Annotated in this window: 25 protein-coding genes; 11 read left to right on the forward strand and 14 right to left on the reverse strand. The window is 35.4% G+C overall.

All coding sequences use genetic code 11. The features are described 5' to 3' along the window. Positions 1-64: 64 nt before the first annotated feature. Both rpe and R1T42_RS09775 read left to right on the forward strand, forming a co-directional pair. Positions 65-730 carry a ribulose-phosphate 3-epimerase gene (gene rpe, locus R1T42_RS09770; RefSeq protein ID WP_317290204.1) on the forward strand — a complete coding sequence of 222 codons (666 nt, stop codon included), beginning with the start codon at positions 65-67 and terminating at the stop codon, positions 728-730. Positions 731-765: 35 nt separating this feature from the next. Continuing rightward, positions 766-1,734: a YpdA family putative bacillithiol disulfide reductase gene (locus tag R1T42_RS09775; RefSeq protein WP_042247380.1), complete on the forward strand. Its 969-nt coding sequence runs from the start codon at positions 766-768 to the stop codon at positions 1,732-1,734. A gap of 41 nt (positions 1,735-1,775) precedes the next feature. Here the strand turns inward: R1T42_RS09775 and R1T42_RS09780 are convergent, their stop codons facing one another. Next, positions 1,776-3,413 carry a 4Fe-4S binding protein gene (locus R1T42_RS09780; RefSeq protein WP_317290205.1) on the reverse strand — a complete coding sequence of 546 codons (1,638 nt, stop codon included), beginning with the start codon at positions 3,411-3,413 and terminating at the stop codon, positions 1,776-1,778. A 62-nt stretch (positions 3,414-3,475) separates the two neighbouring features. Next, complete coding sequence (locus R1T42_RS09785; protein WP_317290206.1) at positions 3,476-4,774, reverse strand: NAD(P)/FAD-dependent oxidoreductase; 1,299 nt, start codon at positions 4,772-4,774, stop codon at positions 3,476-3,478. 217 nt (positions 4,775-4,991) lie between these two features. Here R1T42_RS09785 and R1T42_RS09790 point away from each other — a divergent pair, with 217 nt between their 5' ends. From R1T42_RS09790 to R1T42_RS09800, 3 genes are read left to right on the forward strand one after another with little or no spacing between them, the layout of a single operon-like run. Further along, positions 4,992-5,711 (forward strand): DUF547 domain-containing protein, encoded by a 720-nt coding sequence (locus R1T42_RS09790; RefSeq protein ID WP_317290207.1) that lies wholly within the window; start codon positions 4,992-4,994, stop codon positions 5,709-5,711. A 35-nt stretch (positions 5,712-5,746) separates the two neighbouring features. After that, the gene (locus tag R1T42_RS09795; RefSeq protein WP_036584181.1) at positions 5,747-6,760 is read left to right on the forward strand and encodes a glycoside hydrolase family 113; all 1,014 of its coding nucleotides are present in this window, start codon (positions 5,747-5,749) and stop codon (positions 6,758-6,760) included. 4 nt (positions 6,761-6,764) lie between these two features. Then, positions 6,765-8,414 carry a M1 family metallopeptidase gene (locus R1T42_RS09800; protein ID WP_394805706.1) on the forward strand — a complete coding sequence of 550 codons (1,650 nt, stop codon included), beginning with the start codon at positions 6,765-6,767 and terminating at the stop codon, positions 8,412-8,414. Here R1T42_RS09800 and R1T42_RS09805 read toward each other — a convergent pair. The 4 genes from R1T42_RS09805 to R1T42_RS09820 are packed head-to-tail and all read right to left on the reverse strand — an operon-like array spanning position 8,407 to position 11,071. Then, on the reverse strand, positions 8,407-9,294 hold the full coding sequence (locus R1T42_RS09805; protein WP_317290208.1) for a TIGR01777 family oxidoreductase: 888 nt from the start codon (positions 9,292-9,294) through the stop codon (positions 8,407-8,409). The two genes, R1T42_RS09800 and R1T42_RS09805, sit on opposite strands and share 8 nt — an antisense overlap. Next, positions 9,291-10,121: a hypothetical protein gene (locus R1T42_RS09810; RefSeq protein ID WP_317290209.1), complete on the reverse strand. Its 831-nt coding sequence runs from the start codon at positions 10,119-10,121 to the stop codon at positions 9,291-9,293. The genes R1T42_RS09805 and R1T42_RS09810 overlap by 4 nt, the downstream gene beginning before the upstream one ends. A 7-nt stretch (positions 10,122-10,128) precedes the next feature. Further along, positions 10,129-10,506, reverse strand: a complete 378-nt coding sequence (locus tag R1T42_RS09815; RefSeq protein WP_317290210.1) for a hypothetical protein — start codon at positions 10,504-10,506, stop codon at positions 10,129-10,131. Between the two features lie 58 nt (positions 10,507-10,564). Further along, complete coding sequence (locus R1T42_RS09820; protein WP_036584175.1) at positions 10,565-11,071, reverse strand: GbsR/MarR family transcriptional regulator; 507 nt, start codon at positions 11,069-11,071, stop codon at positions 10,565-10,567. A gap of 93 nt (positions 11,072-11,164) precedes the next feature. On the opposite strand from R1T42_RS09820, the gene R1T42_RS09825 reads away from it, so the two are divergent. The 3 genes from R1T42_RS09825 to R1T42_RS09835 are packed head-to-tail and all read left to right on the forward strand — an operon-like array spanning position 11,165 to position 13,150. Further along, positions 11,165-11,803: a hypothetical protein gene (locus R1T42_RS09825; RefSeq protein ID WP_317290211.1), complete on the forward strand. Its 639-nt coding sequence runs from the start codon at positions 11,165-11,167 to the stop codon at positions 11,801-11,803. Then, on the forward strand, positions 11,804-12,481 hold the full coding sequence (locus R1T42_RS09830; RefSeq protein ID WP_317290212.1) for a hypothetical protein: 678 nt from the start codon (positions 11,804-11,806) through the stop codon (positions 12,479-12,481). A gap of 12 nt (positions 12,482-12,493) precedes the next feature. Next, positions 12,494-13,150 (forward strand): HD domain-containing protein, encoded by a 657-nt coding sequence (locus R1T42_RS09835; RefSeq protein WP_317290213.1) that lies wholly within the window; start codon positions 12,494-12,496, stop codon positions 13,148-13,150. A 2-nt stretch (positions 13,151-13,152) separates the two neighbouring features. Here R1T42_RS09835 and R1T42_RS09840 read toward each other — a convergent pair whose 3' ends face one another. From R1T42_RS09840 to ruvC, 5 genes are all read right to left on the reverse strand, one after another. Then, on the reverse strand, positions 13,153-13,890 hold the full coding sequence (locus R1T42_RS09840; RefSeq protein WP_317290214.1) for a TIGR04283 family arsenosugar biosynthesis glycosyltransferase: 738 nt from the start codon (positions 13,888-13,890) through the stop codon (positions 13,153-13,155). Between the two features lie 38 nt (positions 13,891-13,928). Then, entirely contained in the window at positions 13,929-14,705 is a 777-nt protein-coding gene (locus tag R1T42_RS09845; RefSeq protein WP_317290215.1) for a DUF547 domain-containing protein, read from the reverse strand. Between the two features lie 177 nt (positions 14,706-14,882). Then, positions 14,883-15,701 (reverse strand): purine-nucleoside phosphorylase, encoded by an 819-nt coding sequence (locus R1T42_RS09850; RefSeq protein ID WP_042247350.1) that lies wholly within the window; start codon positions 15,699-15,701, stop codon positions 14,883-14,885. After that, on the reverse strand, positions 15,694-16,311 hold the full coding sequence (locus R1T42_RS09855) for a TIGR04282 family arsenosugar biosynthesis glycosyltransferase (protein WP_317290216.1): 618 nt from the start codon (positions 16,309-16,311) through the stop codon (positions 15,694-15,696). Before R1T42_RS09855 ends, R1T42_RS09850 begins: the two co-directional genes overlap by 8 nt. Before the next feature lie 68 nt (positions 16,312-16,379). Further along, complete coding sequence (ruvC, locus tag R1T42_RS09860) at positions 16,380-16,934, reverse strand: crossover junction endodeoxyribonuclease RuvC (RefSeq protein WP_036584158.1); 555 nt, start codon at positions 16,932-16,934, stop codon at positions 16,380-16,382. A gap of 19 nt (positions 16,935-16,953) precedes the next feature. Between ruvC and R1T42_RS09865 the strand changes: the two genes are divergently transcribed. Further along, on the forward strand, positions 16,954-17,853 hold the full coding sequence (locus R1T42_RS09865) for a lysylphosphatidylglycerol synthase domain-containing protein (protein WP_317290217.1): 900 nt from the start codon (positions 16,954-16,956) through the stop codon (positions 17,851-17,853). Continuing rightward, positions 17,853-18,989 (forward strand): glycosyltransferase, encoded by a 1,137-nt coding sequence (locus R1T42_RS09870; RefSeq protein ID WP_317290218.1) that lies wholly within the window; start codon positions 17,853-17,855, stop codon positions 18,987-18,989. Before R1T42_RS09865 ends, R1T42_RS09870 begins: the two co-directional genes overlap by 1 nt. On the opposite strand, the gene R1T42_RS09875 is transcribed toward R1T42_RS09870, so the two are convergent. Both R1T42_RS09875 and R1T42_RS09880 read right to left on the reverse strand, forming a co-directional pair. After that, the gene (locus R1T42_RS09875; RefSeq protein ID WP_317290219.1) at positions 18,958-19,458 is read right to left on the reverse strand and encodes a hypothetical protein; all 501 of its coding nucleotides are present in this window, start codon (positions 19,456-19,458) and stop codon (positions 18,958-18,960) included. The genes R1T42_RS09870 and R1T42_RS09875 overlap by 32 nt on opposite strands. A 21-nt stretch (positions 19,459-19,479) precedes the next feature. After that, complete coding sequence (locus R1T42_RS09880; protein ID WP_317290220.1) at positions 19,480-20,619, reverse strand: tetratricopeptide repeat protein; 1,140 nt, start codon at positions 20,617-20,619, stop codon at positions 19,480-19,482. 50 nt (positions 20,620-20,669) lie between these two features. On the opposite strand from R1T42_RS09880, the gene R1T42_RS09885 reads away from it, so the two are divergent. After that, positions 20,670-21,200 (forward strand): dihydrolipoamide dehydrogenase, encoded by a 531-nt coding sequence (locus tag R1T42_RS09885; protein WP_036584145.1) that lies wholly within the window; start codon positions 20,670-20,672, stop codon positions 21,198-21,200. A gap of 83 nt (positions 21,201-21,283) precedes the next feature. Here R1T42_RS09885 and R1T42_RS09890 read toward each other — a convergent pair whose 3' ends face one another. After that, positions 21,284-22,087 (reverse strand): Cof-type HAD-IIB family hydrolase, encoded by an 804-nt coding sequence (locus tag R1T42_RS09890; protein ID WP_042247456.1) that lies wholly within the window; start codon positions 22,085-22,087, stop codon positions 21,284-21,286. Positions 22,088-22,210 lie beyond the last annotated feature (123 nt).

The raw sequence follows: 22,210 nt of genomic DNA on the forward strand, positions 1-22,210 counted from the left end.
CAAGCAATTAATCTGAAAAACTCATCACAAAAACCTAAATTTGCAAAACTTTAAAACACACAAGATGTCTAAACTTATCGCACCATCAGTACTTGCCGCAGATTTTGCTAACCTACAACGTGATGTAGAAATGATCAATCGTTCTGAGGCTGACTGGTTTCACATTGATATTATGGACGGTGTTTTTGTTCCTAATATTTCTTTTGGGATGCCGGTTTTAAGAGATATCGCAAAGCACGCGACCAAAACTATAGATTGTCATTTAATGATCGTTGATCCTGACCGTTATGTAAAGACCTTTGCAGATTTAGGTTGTGATATTCTTACAGTACATTATGAAGCGTGTACACATTTACATAGAACACTACAGTTGATTAAATCTCATGGAATAAAGGCTGGTGTAGCGTTAAATCCTCATACTTCTGTGGGTTTATTGAAAGACACGATTAAAGATATAGACATGGTATGTATCATGAGTGTGAATCCAGGTTTCGGTGGTCAAAGCTTTATTGAAAATACTTATGATAAAGTAAAGGAGCTTAAAAACATGATTACTGAAAAAGGTGCCGATACTCTTATAGAAATAGATGGTGGTGTTACGGATAAAAATGCAAAACAACTTGTAGATGCTGGTGCAGATGTGCTAGTAGCAGGTAGTTATGTGTTTAAATCAAGTGATCAAGTCGCTACCATAGCTGGACTTAAAAGCATGGTTAATCCTTCCATCTAGAGTAATGATATCGACTAACATCGACTTATATATTAATGGATAGCAAAATCATTTATGATGTTATAATTATAGGTGCTGGTCCTATAGGTTTAGCCTGTGGACTAGAGGCACAAAAAGCTGGTTTACGCTATCTTATTATAGAAAAAGGTGCACTGGTGAACTCGCTATATCATTATCCAGTAAACATGAATTTCTTCTCGACTAGTGAAAAGCTTGAAATTGATGAAGTTCCATTTATATCTAAAGAGTCTAAACCTAGCAAACAAGAATCGCTAGAATATTATCGTCGTATAGCAACATCTAAAAAGCTAGAGATACGCCTTTATGAAAAAGTAATGGCTGTTACTAAAGATGTAGAGTTTACGATTACGACCTCAAAAGATGAATATTTTAGTAAGCATATCATCATCGCCACTGGGTTTTATGACATTCCGGTAAAATTAAATATACCAGGAGAAGATCTAGATAAATTAAACCATTATTACCACGATCCACACGCATATGCGTTTTTAGAAACAGTAGTTATAGGTGCTAGTAATAGTGCAGTAGATGCGGCGTTAGAAATTTACAGAAAAGGTGGAAAAGTCACCATGATTGTACGTGGAGAACAGATAGGTGATCGAGTTAAATATTGGGTACGGCCAGATATTATTAACCGTATTGAGGAAGGCAGTATTAAAGCGCATTTTAATGCCACACTTACACGTATTGATGAAACCACTGTAACGTTTACAAAAGATGGTAAAACTCACACTATTGCAAATGATCAAGTACTAGCCCTTACCGGTTATCAACCTAACTTTGAGTTTTTAAAATCAATAGGCATACAACTTTCTGGACCTCATAAAATTCCAGTATATGATTCCCATACTATGGAAACTAATGTAAAAGGTATTTATCTAGCTGGTGTTATATGCGGTGGACTCGAGACCCATAAATGGTTTATAGAGAACAGTCGCGTGCATGCACCGATGATTATAAAAGCTATTGTATCAGAAGGATAGTTAGGTTATTACGCTTTCGCGAAAGCGTAAAACTGTCAATCTTATTTCTTATTATTACTTAATAACTCCATCAAATCTGGCTCTTGCCCTAGAAGAACTGCTTCACTATTAATACGACCTTCTAACGGCCCATTCTCTAGTTTTAATACACCACGTGGACACACGGCACTACAAATTCCACATCCTACACAACTAGCACGAACGATGTTTTCACCTTTTTGGGCATAACTGCGCACGTCAATTCCCATTTCACAATAAGTAGAACAGTTACCGCAAGAGATACACTGACCACCATTAGTAGTAATTCTAAATTTAGAAAACAAACGCTGTTGCAGCCCTAATATCGCCGCCATAGGACAACCGAAACGACACCAAGCTCTATTACCTAAAATAGGATAAAAACCAGTCCCTATAACACCTGAGAACACTGCACCTATTAAAAATCCATATGCAGATTTTACTGCTCCATGATTAAAGAAAAACAGATTTTCTGTCCCAGCCATAAAGTGAATCCCTATAAAGGCTAGAATGGTAAATAGAAACCCTATAGCACCATAACGAGCATCTTGTTTTAACTCGTTTCTTCTGAATATCCATATCAAAGCAAATATTACAGTAAGCCCTACACCTACCAATATCAAAAAATTAGATTGAGTAAAAAAGGTCTCGTATTGTTTAACGACTGTACCATCTTCCCATATTTTATAGATATTGTTTTTAGGCAAATAGGAGTGAACAATCCCAACAGTAGAGATCACTGCAAAGACTAAAACGCTATGCACTAACCAACGTTCAATTTTCCAAGCACTGGTAGATTTATCAGACAGTTGACGGAAAGAATCTCCGGCAGTTTCTGCCAGACCACCACAACCACAAACCCAGCTACAATACCATCTTTTACCAAATTTGTAGGTTAGTATAGGAGTTATTACTAGTATAGAAGCAACACCAAATAATAACATCGTCATCCCAAGACTGCCATTTACTAATAATGCATTTACATTCCACTGTTCAAATAAATAATAATTAAGAGGCCAGACATTTTTCAAATCGTAGTATGGTAAATCTTTGGTGCTATTTAATCCAGCCATAATCTCTGGAATTAGAAATGCAAATGTGGTTTGAAAAAACATCACACTACCAGTACGAATCACCTCGTAACTATTATGACGATATTTTAAAATAAACTTGATACCAAATGATAAAATAGCGACCGTATACAAGGTTCCATAAACAAACCACTGACTCGCTGCTTGTCCTTTTAGCAAATACGATAATGGATCAAATAAGCCTATAAGACCAGTATTTGCCGCTCCATCGGTCCCTTGACCTAGAGTTGCTGGAAAGAAATATAAAACGATATAAAAAGAGGTGAGGAAGATAGCGAGTACCCAACCCCAAAAACCACGACTAGACAAGTCTTTAAACCAAACACCATCATTTTTAATACCAGCCTGTTTATGAGCATACTGAGCTCTGGCAAAAGCGATAATACCACCAGAGATAAGTACTAGCGCAGCAGTTAACCAGGCACCTTTCCATGGTAGATTAACATTAAAGAAGGCAAGTATTAGAATAAATAAACCTACCATACCTATAGCACTAGCTATCTTTTCTGTAGTACTTAATGCTTTAGGCGGCTCACCAGTTAAAGACATGTTTCTTTGATATACACTCATAGTTATATAGTTTTCAATACTTAAAAACAAATGAATTTAAGATTGTGATATTATTAATTAAATTAGGCTTTAACGTGTTGACTAGATGAGAAAGCCTGTTTTATTTCTTGGAAAGGTCTCTTAAAAAACTCTGGATTAAAACAAGCTTTATTAAGATTTGCTACTACCTCATCTACTGTTTTAGATTCAGTTAACCATTGATCAAAAACTTGGTGTTTCATACGTATACCAAAGGTGTTAATACCTATAAATTTTCTCGTACCGAGGTCATATTCGATAGTAACTGCTCTTTTATTATCAGCATGCTGCCAGTGAAAATGATCATGTCCCTCTTTAGGCTTACTCCATACCCAACCATAGGTCTGATATTCAATATCAAAAAACTTTGCACTATTAAACCAGTGTCCTGGATTCCATTCTGTTGGGTTACCACATAAGGTTTGTGCAAGTGCTTCTCCCATCATTCTACCAGTATACCAAACAGCTTCAATAGGCTTACGTTCACCTACTGGGTCTCTTTGCTGCGCACAATCACCTATCGCATAAACGTCTTTTACACTAGTTTCTAAATGACGATCAACCATGATACCACGTTGCAACTCAATACCCGAGTTTTCTAAAAAACTTATACGTGGTCTTACACCAGCGCAAAGTCCTACGAAACCGCAGGGAATAGTTTCTCCTTTTTTAGTAATAATAGCCTTTACTTTACCAGCATCATCGGCTATGATCTCTGCCATTTCCTCTTCTTCTCTCAAATCAATGTGGTGTGATCTTACGTGACGCGAAATCATTTCGGCATTAGACATAGGTAAGACACCGCTCCAGAAACCTTTTTCTCTTATTAAAAAAGTGACAGGTATTTGTCTAGATGCCATCATCTCTGCGAGCTCTACTCCTATTAATCCACCACCTATAATCACAGCTCTTTTACATACTTTATTGTTAGGAGCACTTATTTCTAGTTGTTCTAGATCTTGTCTAGACACCAGCCCTTGCACACCTTCTAAGTCCTGACCTGGCCATCCAAATTTATTAGAAATAGAACCTGTGGCAAGAATAAGCTTATCATACATAATATCTCTACCAGAGTTAAGATGAACTTTTTTTGCATCTGTTTCTACCGTGTGTACATAGTCATGCACTAATTCGATACGATTTTTTGCCCAAAAATCATTCTCATAAGGTTGAGTATGCTCAAATTTCATATGCCCCATATAGACATACATCAATGCTGTACGAGAAAAGAAAAACTCGGACTCGGCACTGATGATTGTTATTCTTTTATCAGACAATTTACGGATATGTCTAGCTGCAGTAACTCCAGCGATACCATTTCCTATAATGACGATATGTTCCATAAGTGGTGATTTTAGTTGGTGACGACAAATTAAAGATTTGTTATCAGTTGTTGCTTTATGCATTTACCCTAGATAGTAGTACATAATTCCCTTTTAAGAGTCTTTGCATACTTTTTAGGATTATAAACCTCTTAAAGTGTAACTTTAACTAGTTGGCTCAATTATTGATTTTTGCCTACATGTACATTTGATAAATAGAATCTCAATTTAAACAATAATGCATAAAAGAGTTCACATAAACATCACATTTCTCATTTTACTGACATCATTAATGATGAGTGCACAACTAGATGTGTTTCAGGAACGTTCTCAATATGTTCTCAATTCATATGTGCGTGGTGGTCTAGTAGATTATAAAAATCTTAAAGAGGACACGAAAACTATTGATATTTTAAAGGAAAGTCTCTCAAAAACTAAGCTCGATGAGCTAAGCCCACAAGAACTTAAAGCCTTTTTAATTAATGCTTATAACATGACTGTCATTATTTCTATTGTAGAAAACTACCCTACATCATCAGTTATGGATATCAATGGCTTTTTTGATAAAATTAAACATCAGATAGCTGGAAAGTCTTTAACACTCAATGATCTGGAAAAAAATTGGCTTTTTAAAAAATTTCCAGATGCAAGATTACATTTTGCTTTAGTGTGTGGTGCTATTTCTTGCCCACCACTTAAAGATACTATTTTTAATGGTCAGAATATAGAGTCTAGACTAGACAAAATAACTAAAACAACACTCAATAACTCTAAGTTCATAACCATTGACATGCATGAGAAAACAGCGTCTGTTTCTAAAATATTTGACTGGTATCAGTCCGATTTTAAGAAGTATAAGACGGTCTTAAATTTTATCAATAAGTATACTGATAAAACGATTCCAGCGGGCTTTAGTCTACAATTTAAGAAATACGACTGGAGCTTGAATCAAAGTTAGGCTCTATATTTACAGCTCCACATAGAACACAATTTATGAGATCACTCTTTTATCTTTTATTATTAGTCACCATTACTTCTTGCAATGGTCAAGATTTACAGAAAGAAGAAAAAATTAATGGGATTACGTTAGTAGCAACTCGCAATCCTATAGACTCTACTGGCATTACACCTATTAAAAATTATAATGCAAATTATGCGGTTATTGTACCATATGCATGGATGCGCAGTTTAGAAGAGCCACAAGTGAACTATGAAGAAGAACGTGGTTGGTGGGGCGAGAAACCTACAGGTGTAAAAGCCACCATAAAACATATGAATGATCAAAATCTAGATGTATTACTTAAACCACAAATATGGATAGGTCGTGGATCATACACCGGTGAAATTAATTTAAAAACAGAAGATGACTGGAAAGTCCTAGAAGACAGCTACACAGATTATATCATGAAATTTGTAAATATAGCAGCTAGTGAAAATGTAGCAATGTTTTGTATAGGTACCGAATTAGATTCTTTTGTTGAACTAAGACCCCAATATTGGGATCAACTGATTCATAAGATTCGTAGTATCTACAAAGGAAAACTGACCTATGCAGGAAATTGGGATAGCTATAAAAACGTTCACTTTTGGGAGCAACTAGACTACATAGGCGTTGATGCTTATTTTCCCGTAAGTAAAGAAAAAACTCCTCATCCACTTACCATTCAAGAGTCATGGAAAAAATGGGTGGATGAGTTAAGCACGCTATCGCGAAAGCTGAATAAAAAAATTCTTTTTGCTGAGTATGGATATATAAGTGCAGACTATGCTGGTCTTGAACCATGGAAAAATGCTGGTGAAGACCGATTAGAAAATCAAAAAGCACAAGCAATTCTTTTACAAGGTTTATATGATGCCGTCTGGAAAGAAGAATGGTTTGCAGGTGGTTTTTTATGGAAACACCATGCAGAAGACAGTAGACATCGCGACTTCTCAAAACGCTTTACAACACAAGGGAAAGAAGGTGAAAAGGTTGTAGCAAAAAATTATTTACAAATTAGAAATTAAAAATATGGCTCATTTAAAATCGATATTTACGGTATTTTTTATTGTTGCCATGGCTCAATTAAACCATGCTCAACTAGGTCAGAATAAAAAAGGATTCACACATCAAGACAGTTTACGTGGCTCGATCACGCCTGAACGCGCCTGGTGGGATATCACCTATTATGATCTCGATATAAAAGTTACACCAGCAGATAAATATATAGCTGGATCTAATACGATACATTATAAAGTACTGCAACCTAATAATGTCTTACAGGTCGATTTACAATCACCATTAAATATGACTAGGGCTGTTCAAGATGGGCGCGATCTTGAAATAAGACACGAGGGAAATGCTCACTTTATAAAACTGACTAAAGAACAATTGCCTGGTATGATTAACCAAGTTCAAGTTTTTTATGAAGGTAATCCTCGCGAGGCTAGAAATGCTCCTTGGGATGGAGGAATATCATGGAAAAAAGACAGAAATGATAATGACTTTGTGGCTTCTTCTTGTCAAGGATTGGGCGCTAGTGTATGGTGGCCTAATAAAGATCATATGTATCAAGAGGTTGATAGCATGGCTATACGTGTTAATGTACCTAATCCACTCATGAATGTTTCTAATGGTCGATTGATTAAAACAGAACCTAAAGATGACAATACCACAACCTATCACTGGTTTGTAAAAAATCCCATTAATAATTATGGGGTCAATATTAACATAGGTGATTATGTTAATTTTAATGAAGTATATCAAGGAGAAAAAGGTGGTCTAGATATGAATTACTATGTACTGCGTGACAATCTAGAGAAAGCTCAAGAACAATTTAAAGATGCCACAAGAATGATGGAAGCGTTTGAACACTGGTTCGGGCCTTATCCATTCTATGAAGATAGTTTTAAACTGGTTGAAGTTCCATATCTGGGCATGGAACATCAAAGTTCTGTGACGTACGGGAATCGATTTAGAAACGGTTATCTAGGCAGAGATTTATCTGGTACAGGTTGGGGAATGAAGTTTGACTTTATCATCATACATGAATCTGGACATGAATGGTTTGCAAATAATATTACAAATAAAGATATCGCAGACATGTGGATTCATGAGAGCTTTACCGCTTATAGCGAAAGTTTATTCCTGGATTTTCACTATGGTACTACAGCAGCAAATGAATATGTAATAGGTACCAGACGCAGTATTCGAAATGACAGACCATTGATAGGTGAATATGACGTGAACCACGAAGGATCTGGCGACATGTATTACAAAGGTGCAAACATGATACATACCTTAAGAATGCTGGTGAATGATAAAGATCAATGGCGCAGAATATTGCGAGACATGAATAAAGTTTTCTATCACAGTACTGTCTCCACTCAAGATATTGAAGATTTTTTATCTCAATCTATAGGTCAAGATTTAGAAGGCTTTTTTAATCAGTATTTAAGAAATACCAAAATCCCTAAACTGGTTCTCAAAAAGAAAAAAAACAAATTAAGTTATCACTGGGAAAATATAGTAGACAACTTTAAGTTACCCATACGCATTGTAATCGATGATGAAATAGTACTTATAAATCCAACAGCGTCAAAACAAGTTTTAAAACTACCTTCAGATAAATCTGTTATTCAAACAGATCCTGCCTATTATGTAGAATACAAGCTTAACTAAGATCCTTTAAACAAAGACCTATATTATCATAGTTAAACTGAAAACCAACATCCAGCAAGCGTTGCGGATACACATTACGACTTTTTAAAAGCAGCTCTGTTTCTGTTCCTATAATGGATGTCCCTAATTCTAGTAACCAAATAGGTTGCGAGATACCGAATGGTATATTCATAGATTTACGCAATTGCCTCATAAAATCTGCATTTGTTTCTGGCTTAGGTGCCGTGATGTTTACTACACCTTCCAAATCAGATTGAATTAAGAATTCAATAGACCTACAAAAATCATTGATATGAATCCAGCTTACAAACTGATTACCACGACCATTTTTACCGCCCATTCCTACTCTAGTAATAGCTTTCATTTTAGGCAATGCACCACCATCATTTCCTAAAACGATTGAGGTTCTCAACGCTACTTTGCGCACACCTTCAATAGTGGTTGAAAAGAATTCTTTTTCCCATGCCTTGCCTATTCCCATAGAGAAGTCATCACCTATAATACCATTTTCTTCAGTATTCATTTGCGTTTCAGAATGGATGTAGATGGTTGCGGTACTTGCGTTTAAAAACACCTTTGGCTTGTTGATAGCATTGGTCATCGCTAAATTCAGAACTCTAGTGCTATCGATGCGCGAACTTAATATTACTTTTTTATTAGCATTAGTATATCTGCAATCTACTGATTTTCCCGAGAGGTTAATGAGGACATCTGCATTTTCTAAATGGGCAGTCCAATCTCCTAAATCTTTACCATTCCAGTAAGAGGTTTGAGGATCACGCTTTCGCGAAAGCGTGATCACCTCATCTCCTCTATTCTCAAAATATTGCGACAGTGAAATACCTAGAAATCCTGTGCCACCTGCGATAATTATTTTCATGATAAGATCATTAAAGTAAAAAGGACGAGTACTAAATTGCGATACAAGACCCATGAAATAGTAGGCCACCAGCCGAGTTGCATCGATTTACAGCGACGCACGTGTTCCATTAACATCACACCTACTACCAGTCCAAATATACCTAGAAGCGCATAACCGCTCAAGGTTACAAAAGCAGTGAGCAATAACACAGGCAATAATAATATACCACCTAAAGCAGATACCGCACTCATGTTTCCTAAATAATCCCAACCGTTTTTAGGAGCGATGAACTGAATCATGATTCCTTGCCAAGCGATCTGTCCAAAACAGATAAAATACTCTATATACCACGGCGATTCAAAACCAAAATACTGACCTACCAGACCGAAATAGCTATTGAGAACCACAGCGGTAAACCAAGCGCTCAATCCTATGAAAAGACTTCTATAAAATAAATTTCTATCTGGATTACAAGCGCGTTCTCCTTGATGAAAAGAAGTACCACCTACAATGACCTTGCGATTATAAGTAATGAGTTTATAGAGATATTTTAATGGTATAAAAAACAGTGGAAAGTATAAAATATCCTTAATCCATTGTTGTCCTTGAGACACTATATGAAACATAGCGTCCAGACCATATTTAGTTTCTTTAGTTTGTGTGTTATGCAGTGCGATTTCATTAGTTGCTCTATGCATATCTATATGCTGCGTGTGTTCTTCATCAATGATTTGATAAGGATCAATCGTATTTCCATCTACCATGTTTAGTTTAGTAAAGGTGCTACCATAAGCCGCGCACATGGGACAATGTTGATCTATGAGAAGTTTGTGATTTTTGATCATGATAGAACTATTTAGTGATTAGTGATAATTGTTCTTCATTCTCTATAAAACATCTGTAAGAGATGTACATAAAGTAGATACCTAAAAGACCAGAAATTATCATCCCTAGAATAAATACCATTTCTTCCATATTAGAACTGAAGTGCACATAGTCTTTACCTACTAAGAACATGGTACCTAGTGTTAATGCGGTAAGTAATAAGTGAGATTTATTCATCCATTGTATAGAACTAGATGTTCTTTTATATTGACTGAGCAACCACAGACTGCATACCACCTGAACCGCTCCAAGTGGTATCATAAATAACAGTCCGAAAAAAGGAATGAGAAATAAAAATAAATTGAGGATTATTAAGACCAGATTTACTCGATACATTGTTTTCATAATAGTGTAGTTTTTAAACTTTCAGAAATAATTGAAAGTTTTATTGAAATAAAAAAGGCTAAGAAATCGCCTTGATTAATTTTTTCATGTAATTATTGTTATTGATTTTAGTCATTAAGTTGGTTAGGTTTTCCATTTGGTGTACAAAATCTGCAAGATCTGCAAGTAGTGTTTGGAAGTGAGCTACTTCTTTTTCATCACCTTCAATTTTAGTGTTGATGAGCTCGTTGAGTAATCGACGTACAGGTTCTAGCTCGCGTCTTTTACGTTCTTCCATAATATTTTGTGCGATGGTATGCACATCGTGTATCGCAACAAAAAACTCTTTGCGTTCCCCTAGCACTGTTTCTTTGCGCACCAGTCTCCAATTAATAAGCTCACGTACGTTGGTGTTCACATTACCTCTAGAGAGTTGTACTTGCTCCATGATCTCGTCCGTACTCAATCCATCTTGAGAAGAAAGTAACAAGGCATGTATTTGCGCCATAGACTTTGAGATTCCCCAAGAACTACCTAAAGAACCCCAAGCCTGTATAAATTTATATTTCCCTTCTTCTAATTTCATACGACAAATATACATTTATATTTTAAACTTTCAATAATTATTGAAAGTTTAGTTTAGATAATTTATTTAATGAGTTTTCGTTACTTTTATATAATGCGTATACTTTCCATTCTTTTTGTTTTAATCCTTGGTATATCATGTACTGAAAAGGTAGAGGAATCGAAGCCGCTTATTGAGATATATGAGTTGAATAAATGGGTTGAGAGTTATGAATCTGTACCTTTGGATAGTGCAATAGTTCAAGCTTTCGAAGCGAATCAAACAGACACCACAGATTATCGGTATAGTGAAAGATATGGGTTATTAATTAATGGAGCTTTTAAGGCTTCAGTTAAGGATTTAAAAGAAAAACCATTAATTACAAATAAACAAATTAGAGGTTATGACTTCTCATCTAACTCAATTGTATTAGATTCAACAGCGACAACCAAACTAAATACTGACTTCAAATATAGACGAGCTAAACAACTAGTATTAACCTATAATAAAAATATTATATTGAACTTTTATAAATTCAGATTAATTTCTTCAGATGAAGTTGGTAATGCACCTTTCTTCTTTCAAACAAATGACATATTTCTAGAAGAAGATAATCCCACTTATAAACACTTCATTAAATTACGACATGGCCCTTTTCGAGATAACGATTGGGTAAACAACATCCCAGACCTCAAACAAGACACCGCATTTTACAATGCCTTTAAAAGAGCCGGAAAGATTATAGCTGAATAAATGAAAAATCCGTCAAATTATATTGCAGTAATAATTCTGTTACTATCATTACTCTCGTGTACTGAAAAAATTGAGGAATCTAAACCGCTTATTGAGATATATCAACTTAATAAGAGAATAGTGAGTTATGAAGGTGAGCCGTTTGTTTTCACCGAAGAAATGACTGAAATGGACCCTGAATTTACTAATGCATTTAAAGATATATTGCGAGTAACAGACGATAGGAAATGGACACCAAATGGAACTTTTAATTCCAGTCAAATCGATTTACGAAAGAAACCATTAATAACAAACGAACAAATTAAAGGGTTTGATTTTACTAGTGACGAACTAATTTTAGATGAGAAAGCATGCGAGTATTTTGGAATAATTAAAAAAATAAATGATTCTTATTCAGATACTCAACTAGTGTTAACTATCGATAGAAAACCAATACTCAATTTTTATAGAGCCGGTACGATGTCTAAATGGGATGTTGGAAAATCTCATTTTGTATTAGAATGTGGTCTAATGTTTTCCGATTCAATTGGAACAGTCATAGAGAAAAGAGAAAATGCCTTACAGATATTTCACGGCCCATTCAGCAATAATGATTGGTGGAAAACAAGTCCAGACCTCAAAAAAGACACCGCATTTTACAATGCTTTTAAAAGAGCCGGAAAGATTATAGCTGAGTAGTATCTTTACCGTATGAATAAGCAGCACATCATCCTATCTACCATCAATTTTGTTAAAGAACAACTCTCAAATGCTGAAGGTGGTCACGACTGGTTTCATATAGAACGTGTATGGAAAAATGCTAAGCTCATCGCAGCGCAAGAAGAAAACGTAGATCTATTAATCATCGAGCTAGGTGCACTACTCCACGACATAGCAGATTCTAAATTCCATGATGGAGATGATACGATAGGACCTCAAGTAGCTCGCAAATTTCTAGAAGAACAAAACCTATCTGAAGATACCATTCTACATGTAGAGAATATTATTAAATACATTTCTTTTAAAGGTGGACATCAAGAACAAAAATTTAAAAGCAAAGAGCTGGATATTATTCAAGACGCCGATCGACTTGATGCGCTGGGCGCAATAGGAATTGCACGCACCTTTAATTATGGTGGTTTTAAAAATAGAACAATCTATAATCCAGACATCAAACCAGATTTGAACATGACTGTAGAGCAATACAAAAAAAGTACTGCTCCTACACTCAACCATTTCTATGAAAAATTATTACTTTTAAAAGACCGCATGAATACCTCAACCGGTAAACAACTGGCACAAGAGCGACATGATTATATGGAAGGTTTCCTCAATCAGTTTTATGCAGAGTGGAATGGCGAGGCCTAGACCTAGTTCTGACTACTAGACTTTTGTAGCTCGCTGGTCTGGCACCATTTTAAATAATACTCATAGATCTCATCTATAGTAGCGCCATTACGCTTCTTCCAATAAATAGTGATATAAAACCATTGTAGTTTATAAACGCCTATTTCTTCATAACGTCTAGCACTGGTTTTTAACCATTTAGGAATCACATAATAGGTTCCGTGATCGTATAATCTATGGATTAAATCATAGTCTTCATAGATAGGAATCTCTGTATTATAGCCACCTATCTTTTCATATAACTCTTTAGTAATATACTGTGATTGATCACCACCACGACTGGCACGCCATGAGAATCTAGTAAACCACCCTATAATGATTAACCACCAATTCCAACTCATAAATCGCATACGGAAACAGCCTGCGGGATTTCCCTGAGAAACGGCTTGAATGATATACTTATCATAATCTTGAGGCGGAAAAGAATCTGCATGAAGAAAATAAAGAATTTCACCATTTGCGATTTGCAATCCTGCATGCATTTGTGAACCACGACCTTTTGAGGCTGTATGAAACTGTAGTGATAGTGATGGATACGCTTTCGCGAAAGCGGAAACCTGACCATCTGTATTGTCTATACTATGACCATCTATGACAATGATTTCTATTGTATTGATATTACTTGATTTCTCAACCAAATGCGTCAATAACTGATAAATAGAATGCTCTTCATTAAGAACAGGTATAATAATGCTAATCATACTATAGCTACGATAAGGAAGTAAAAGTGGTTTTTATCTTATTGTTTATTTAAAGACCAATCATAATCCTTGTAAGATATGGAAGCATCTTTTAATATCGCACTATTTGCATATTTATTGATGTATTCGATAATGGTAACACCTGTGTCTGTAAAATCACTTTTATACCAGTCAAATATTTTACTCAAACGTGGATTTGCCACATCAGACAAATCGTTTTTATCTGAGTTAATAAATTCTTCAGCGGCTTTATCCATTAAGGAGTTCAAATTTGTAGCTGTAAAAGCAGTGTTTTGAAGTTTAGGACAGGAGAAACTAGCACAATTGATAGCAAAGTGAATGCGAGGATCACCCATTTTTTGCAATACATTTTTTTCTACTGCGGCAAGAGAATAAGCTTTATCATTAATCATTACATGCTCTACTAACCATACCTGACCTAGCGGTCCGCTAATGTCTTTAATACTTGCTGGCATGTCATTTTCTAAAATTAAATCTACCGTTGCTGCGTTATATAAATTGATATAGTAAGCAAACTGTTCATTGATACTAGTCGCCTTAGTAGGTGCGTTGTTATTAAGATATTGCAAGTATTCATTCAGTGCATTGTGATCTTTTTTAAAAGCTTTGTAATCTACAAACCCTTTATCGTCTACATGTCTTTTTAATAGATCATCCCATGGCTGGTGATCTAAAACTGTACTAGTAGCATCTGTGATTTCCTCACCATTACTTAAGCTGGTATAATTTAAATCCTTTCCGCCTACACAGGAAGATAGGATGAATAATGATATAATACTGTATATAAATTTCATGATGTTATACTCTTTAAATAATTGCAATATGTACGATAAAAACTGGAATGGAGTTTTAATAAGTATGCACAAAAGATACATAACAACCCTTGATTCTATCAAATATAACCAGATTACATCACAAGAACATCACAATTCTAGCATAACGTGAACTATATACCAACCATCAGGAAAGTTCTATAATCTCTCGATAAGACTTTGAAAAAGACGTACCATTTTAGGTTCTGCCTCGCCAGCTATAGCAATGATCTCTTCAATATCTACTGCTTTTAAATCATCTGGATCACACTCATCAGTCAGTACTGACACGGCACAAACTGGTAAGTTCAAATGATTTGCAACTATAATTTCTGGTACGGTGCTCATCCCTACAGCGTCTGCACCCATAAGTTTCAACATTCTATACTCTGCTCTAGTTTCTAACTGTGGACCTACTACACTGGCATAAACTCCTTTATGCATATTGGTGCCATGTTCTTGTGCTAGTTCTAGCAATATGTTATTCATATTTGCATCATATGGTGCACTCATGTCCGTAAAACGTTCTCCAAATTCGCTCACGTTCTTAAACGCCAGAGGACTACCACCTTGCAGATTGATATGATCATCGATAACCATCATATCACCTTTTTTCATATCTAGATTGACCGCACCAGCAGCATTTGAAACCAGTAGATTTTTAACACCTAAACCATGCATTACTCTTATCGGGTATGTAATATCTAAAAAATCATATCCTTCATATAAATGGAAACGACCTTGCATTACGACCACTTTTTTACCACCTAAATCACCATAAATCAATTTACCGGTATGAAATTCTACCGTTGCCAGTGGAAACCATGGAATATTATTATAATGAGCAACCTTTTGATTTTCTATACTATCGACCAGTTGACCTAGTCCGGTACCTAATACGATACCTACTTCTGGAGCATCAAAACCTTGTGATGATAAATATTCTATAGAGTCTGAAAGTTGTTTTTTACTAAGCATTGATATGTTTTAAAAAGTGTTGAAATGCTGGAACGTCTTTGATATCTTCATAAAAATCGACATCATTACGTGGCTCGAGCAATGTGTAATTTAAGTTTTTTAAATCTTTTAAAGTTTGCGCCTGTACTGTTTCTGTTCCCCATTCTTTATTTGAAAAGACATTTGCAGGCACCTGTTTATTAAATCCTAACAAATAATAACCACCATCTATAGCAGGTCCCATGACCGCATCACGACTATCTAACAATTCAAACGCTTTATCTAGGTCTTGAGTTGTAAGGTCATACATGTCACTGCCTATTATAACAACCTTATCATGTGTCTTAAATGCTGTGTCAAAAGCATGCTGCATGCGCACACCTAGATCTTCACCTTGCTGGACATGTTTTTGGTAAATCTCATTATCCCAATCATCATTTTGATGGAGTTTTTCAGAATACCATACTTGCGGTTGCGCATTTACAGATTTTGTAATCTCACGGGTATGACTTAAAAGAAATTTATAAATCTCAAAAGCTGCTTCATCACCTACGGTAGCCGCTAGACGACGTTTCCCTTTTCCTAATTCTGGATTACGAGTAAATATGATTAAAGCGTTTGTATTGGACATAGGATTAATTATATATCAAAAATGCGATTCCTATCTCACAATTATGTTACAGAAATGGCAATTTTGTATTATTTCTTAATGCGCTTCTCGTTTTGCTTTACAAAAGCAGCCCAACCAGTATAACTTTTACCTACTTCTATCCTACCGCTGTTATAAAAATGACAAACCGCTGCCGCAAGTCCATCTGTCATGTCTAGATTTTTAGGCATTTCTTTAAAGCCTAGCAGACTTTGCAACATTTTTGCAACCTGTTCTTTACTAGCAGTTCCTTTACCAGTAATAGATTGTTTGATCTTACGTGGTGCATACTCAGTTACAGGTATATCTCTAGATAATCCTGCAGCCATCGCAACACCTTGTGCACGACCTAACTTAAGCATGGATTGCACATTTTTACCAAAGAAAGGTGCCTCTAGCGCGATTTCATCAGGATGATGAGTATCGATCAGTTCAATAGTACGTTCAAAAATCTTACGCAATTTCACATAATGATCTGTGTATTTGCGTAAATCCAACTCGTTCATTTGCAGGAAACTCATCTTATTGCCTACTACTTTTATAACTCCAAAACCCATTAAAGCGGTTCCAGGATCTATACCGAGAATGATTTTTTCTGTTGCCAATTGTTGTATTTTTCGGGCTATGACTAGCACCTGGCACAAAGCTAAGCAATTCCTCGCTCCATCTATTAAGATTCTGGTGTTCATTGGCTGTATAACACTGCTCTATTTTCAGTGGACTGATAGACCAGTAAGAATGGATAGCATACTTTTTTATTTAAAAGAAATTCCATTTTACTCTATTGGATTGATGTTATTGTTAAGCCTTGCAAGCTGGCTGGTGGAAAGTAAAAAATGGCAAGTATTAGTTAAGGATGTTGAAGAAATACGCTTTCGCGAAAGCGTAATACAAAGTCTCACTGCTCAAGCGGCAAGTTTTATCACACCATTAAGAGCAGGCGAATTTGCTTATAAAGCGTTGTTTTATGAGCGAGATGATCGAAAAACTATTTTGAGTAGAGTGTTTCTAGGTAATCTATGTCAGATGATAGTTACGGTATTTTTGGGGCTTATAGGATTGCTTTTTTATATTAAAAAAGAATTTTATGGTACATTAATTTTAGCCATAACAGGCATAGTCTGTTTAGCTGTTATTTATGCTTTCTATCAATATTTGAGTGATCACTGGCACCTCAAGGATGTGACATTTAAATTATGGAAAGAAACCATCGCCTTGTCGTTATTAAGATATTTGTTTTTTGCAAGTAATTGGTTAATCATGTTGCAACTCATTAAATCTGATATTGCATTACTGACATGGTTAGATAATATCGCACTAAATTATCTCGCAGTTTCTATAATTCCCATGTTTCAAATATTTGATATACCTGTAAAATGGGCCGTAGCTGATATGATTTTTAACGGTGGTATTTTACAATCACCTATCGTTATCGCGACCACATTAATATGGTTGACAAACACACTATTCCCTACATTATTGGGTTGTATATTGATACCTTTTAAAAAATTAAAAACCTTATGATGTTTATCATCATAGTCATATCGCTAGGTTATTTATTTGTGATTTTAGGACTAGTCCTAGAAGGTTTTACTTATAAAGCAAGACCTCATCGAGCTAGTAAACCTAGTGTGAGTAGTGATTTTAGCTTCAGTATCATTATCAATTATAGAAATGAGGCTCAAAATCTACCAGGCCTTTTACAAAGCATTACTAATCTTAATTATGATTATGCAAAAACAGAATTCATTTTCATTAATGATGACTCTACCGATAGTAGTTTAAACATACTCGAATCATTCAAATCTGTTCATGACAAAATCTCGATTCACCTTATTAATCGTAAAGTAAAAAGTGCAAGCGCTAAAAAAGATGGCATCACCCAAGCTCTAGAAATTGCAAAGCATGAACATATCATTTGTACCGATGCAGATGTTATTCTACCTCAACGATGGTTAATGGCTTATGAAAAACATTATCAACTCTTGCCGGATCTTCACTTTATTGCTGGTCCTGTAGAAATGATTCATTCCAATAATATTTTATCTCAACTACAACACAGTGAGATGGTTGCCTTACAAATGACAACCATAGGTGGTTTTTCAATAAGACAACCTTTTATGTGTAATGGTGCTAACATGTCGTTTACAAAAACCGCTTTTAAAGAGGTAAATGGTTATTTAGGTAATGATCACATATCTAGTGGTGATGACATTTTTTTACTAGAAAAACTGGCTGCAGAAGATGTATTAAAATGTTCTTATTTAAAATCACAAGACGCTGTCGTAAAAACATTTCCTAAATCTAGTTGGAAAGAAATGATCCATCAACGGGTACGATGGTCCCAAAAAGGAAAATCAACTAAGAGCACCTTAAATAAATTAGTGAGTTTTCAAGTTTTTATGATGAACTTACTTTTTATACTCGCACCATTTTTATGGTTTTTAAACTGGCTAAATAACGCTCAATTTTTCACCGTTTTAATCGTGAAAATAGTTGTGGATGTCATCGTCATATTTACAGGAAATAGGTTTTTCAGTAATGCAAAGTGGCCTATCTACTTATTGCCGCAGCTAGTCATCTATCCCATTGTAGTGATCTCGATTGCGCTTAAAAGTCTCAGTAAACCTAGTTGGAAAGATCGTCAGGTTGAACTGTAGCTGGTTTTAAAATTACTGAAAGTAAGTATGAAGAATTAACAGGTACGTTTTGCTTATATGCAGGTTCTATTTTGCAAATATGCTGTAGTCTAACCCTTAATAAAGAATCGATTGTTCTTTCTCTATCATTAACAGCGTCAGATTGCAGTCCTTGATAACTAATATTACCTTTCTTATCTACTAGCAATTGAACCATTACACTATCCCGTTGACTCATCTCAAACTGTAAGTGATGGTCGTTTAATTTGAGTACTACTTGTTCTTGTAGTTTTTCAAAAAAGCAATTTGCGGCATTATCTAACTCTCCACAACCATCAAATAGAGGATATTTATCAGGTTGAGAAAGGTCTATTTCTTGAAATCTTTTTTGGGCAAGTTGAGAAGCTTCTTGCTTTTTTTGCACTTCGGTGCGACAAGATGCTGTAATAGCACCTATCATGATTACCAGTAAGATAGTTAATCGCATCATGGTTGTAAAAGTACCATTTTTCTAATCGTCGCCATTCATGAAAATAGCTTCCTTTAAATCTGCAAGTCGCTCTGAGGCTAGAGTTCCATATGGACTTTTCTTACCATGTATTTCTAGGTAGTTTTCATAATACGGTATGATGCTGTTTTTATCTTTAAAATATCGATCTGCGGCGATGGCGAGTTGATAATTGATCATTGCGTCATCTGCTCGTTCTTTTTGCGCAGCTTTTAAGGCATAAAATGCATTCCTTATATCTTCATTACGTGCATGGACCGCTGCAAGTTGCACATATTCTTTATCTAATACAGGTCTTCTAATAGCAATTGCTTTTTCTATCGCTTCAATAGATTCAGTATATTTTTCAATTCTCATGTAGGCTACGGACATATTGAAAAATACAGAGGCTTCTTTATCATTATACTCTTCAACATAGACTTTATAATTCTCAATAGACTTTTCATATTGGCTCGTGCTGTAGTAAGAAAAAGCAAGCCCATTTCGATTATACTCTGTATCATTACCAAGTTCAAATAACCTTTCAAAAACAGGAATTGCTTTATCGTACCATTTTGAATTCATGTAAGCTTGAGCTAGATAACTATTCATTTTCACATCAGTAGAGTCTGCTTCGATGCCTTGCTTTGCAAATTTAATAGCCTTGGAAAACTCACGCTTTTGGATTAAATTCTTTATTAAATCTAGTCTTGCTGCACGATAATCTTCATTAAATGACAGGGCTTTTTGATAAGCTAGTATAGCATTATTAACCTGATTTAAACCAGACCATGCTTCTCCTAAGTAGTAATGGAAACTTGCATTTGTAGAATCTCGTTCTATCAGTAATGTAAATACCGGTATGGCATCAACAGATTGCTGATTATTAACCAATAGCTTACCATATTCATACATAGGTTTAATTGCGGTGCTGTCTAAGGCAAAACCAGCCCTATAGTAAGTTATAGACTTTGCATTATTCCCTAATTGAGTGTAAGCCTGCGCCAGTTTAAATTGCTGAATCGCGTCAAATGGTGCATTTTGATATGCGGTTATGGCTGCTTTCCAGTTACCTGTTTGTGCTAACTCATCACCTTTATCTAACTGAGCTATAGCGACTACCGAAATCAATAAAAAGACGATAATTATTAAATTATTCTTCATTTTCTAAAATTAGGCAAGGTTATTGAAAGAACCATAGAAATATCCTTATTATGAAAAAACTAGCTTTACTTTTTACACTAGCCGTAGTATTTATTTCTTGTGAAGGTCCACAAGGTCCTCCAGGATTTGATGGACTAGACGGAACAAATATTGTTGCCCAATCATTTGAGATTACAACAAACTTTACAGCACCGGATTATGAAGAATTTGTCGTGTATCCGAATAATATCGAGGTCTTTGACACAGATATGACATTAATTTATATCCTGTGGGATGAAGTTCCAGGTAATAACGGCGGTACCGTAGACGTGTGGAGACTATTACCACAAACGGTTTATACAGATTTTGGTGAATTTCAATATAATTATGACGCCACTAATGGAGATGCAACCATCTTTTTGGATGCTCCTAGCACATTTGATTTTAACGACTTAGCTCCTGGAGATTTGGACAATCAAACTTTTAGAATTGTAATTCTACCAGTTGACCTTGCTTCTAGTTCATTACTGGACATCACAGATTACGACTCGGTCATGAATCTTGCAGGTTTGACAACTCAAGACATTATTACTATAGAATAAAATTATCCTGCTCAGGGATTCAAATGTCATCATTTGAGGTGGAGAAGGCGTTACTCTTTTAAAGAGTTTCGCCTTTTCTTTTTTTATATAAATTTCTCAATCCATTGTGCCACACCATCTTTTTTATGATGGTCGGTATGATAGTTTGCAACAGCTTTTACTTCATCTCTTGCATTGTCTACAGCAACTCCGTGCCCTACTCCAGCAATCATTTCTACATCATTGTAATTATCGCCAAAAGCAGCAACATTCTCTACTTTTACTTCCGGGAAACATTCTTTAATTAGTAATTCCAATGCGGATTTTTTGGAAATTTCAAGTGGTGAGATTTCTGTGTAGGTATCCTTAGATCGGTAAAGATGTAACTGTGATGGTAAATTTCCCGCTTTCGCGAAAGCGGAATCCATAGCATCACTATCGCCCATCAACATTATTTTATGAGCACCACCCAATTGCTGGGTTTCTTTAAAGTATGCTAAAGTAGTTTCTATATTTTGTACTTGAGGAGTGACACGAGTATTATTTACCTCGCGATCTGCCCAGTAATCCATTTGAGGTACAAACCACTCATCATTTCTATACAAACTACAATGAAGGTCATGTTCCATAGCGATACGAGCTATGTTCTCAATATCGATATAAGGTATTGTGGTACTATAAAGCTGTTTTTGTTGATCAAGTACGAGTGCACCATTATAACAGACAATAGGCATTTCCCTTCTTTTTAAAGCATCTTGTAAATAGTACATAGCTTGCGGCATGCGAGCAGAAATAAGAATGACTGGCAATTGATTTGCCTTATCAAAAGCCTGTAAAGTACGTGCTGATAGAAATCGATCGCTATCTAACAAGGTTCCGTCTATATCTGAGGCAAGAAGTTGTATCATCGTATGTAGTTGAAAAACAAAGGTAAATCGTTCTATTTTAAACAAGGTCAAAAAAAAATTGAAATATTTTTCAAAAAGTACTTGTGGTTGTTAAAAGTAAAAGTATATTTGCATCCGCTAACG

It is taken from the genome of Nonlabens ulvanivorans, assembly GCF_032922765.1.
Taxonomy (GTDB): domain Bacteria; phylum Bacteroidota; class Bacteroidia; order Flavobacteriales; family Flavobacteriaceae; genus Nonlabens; species Nonlabens ulvanivorans.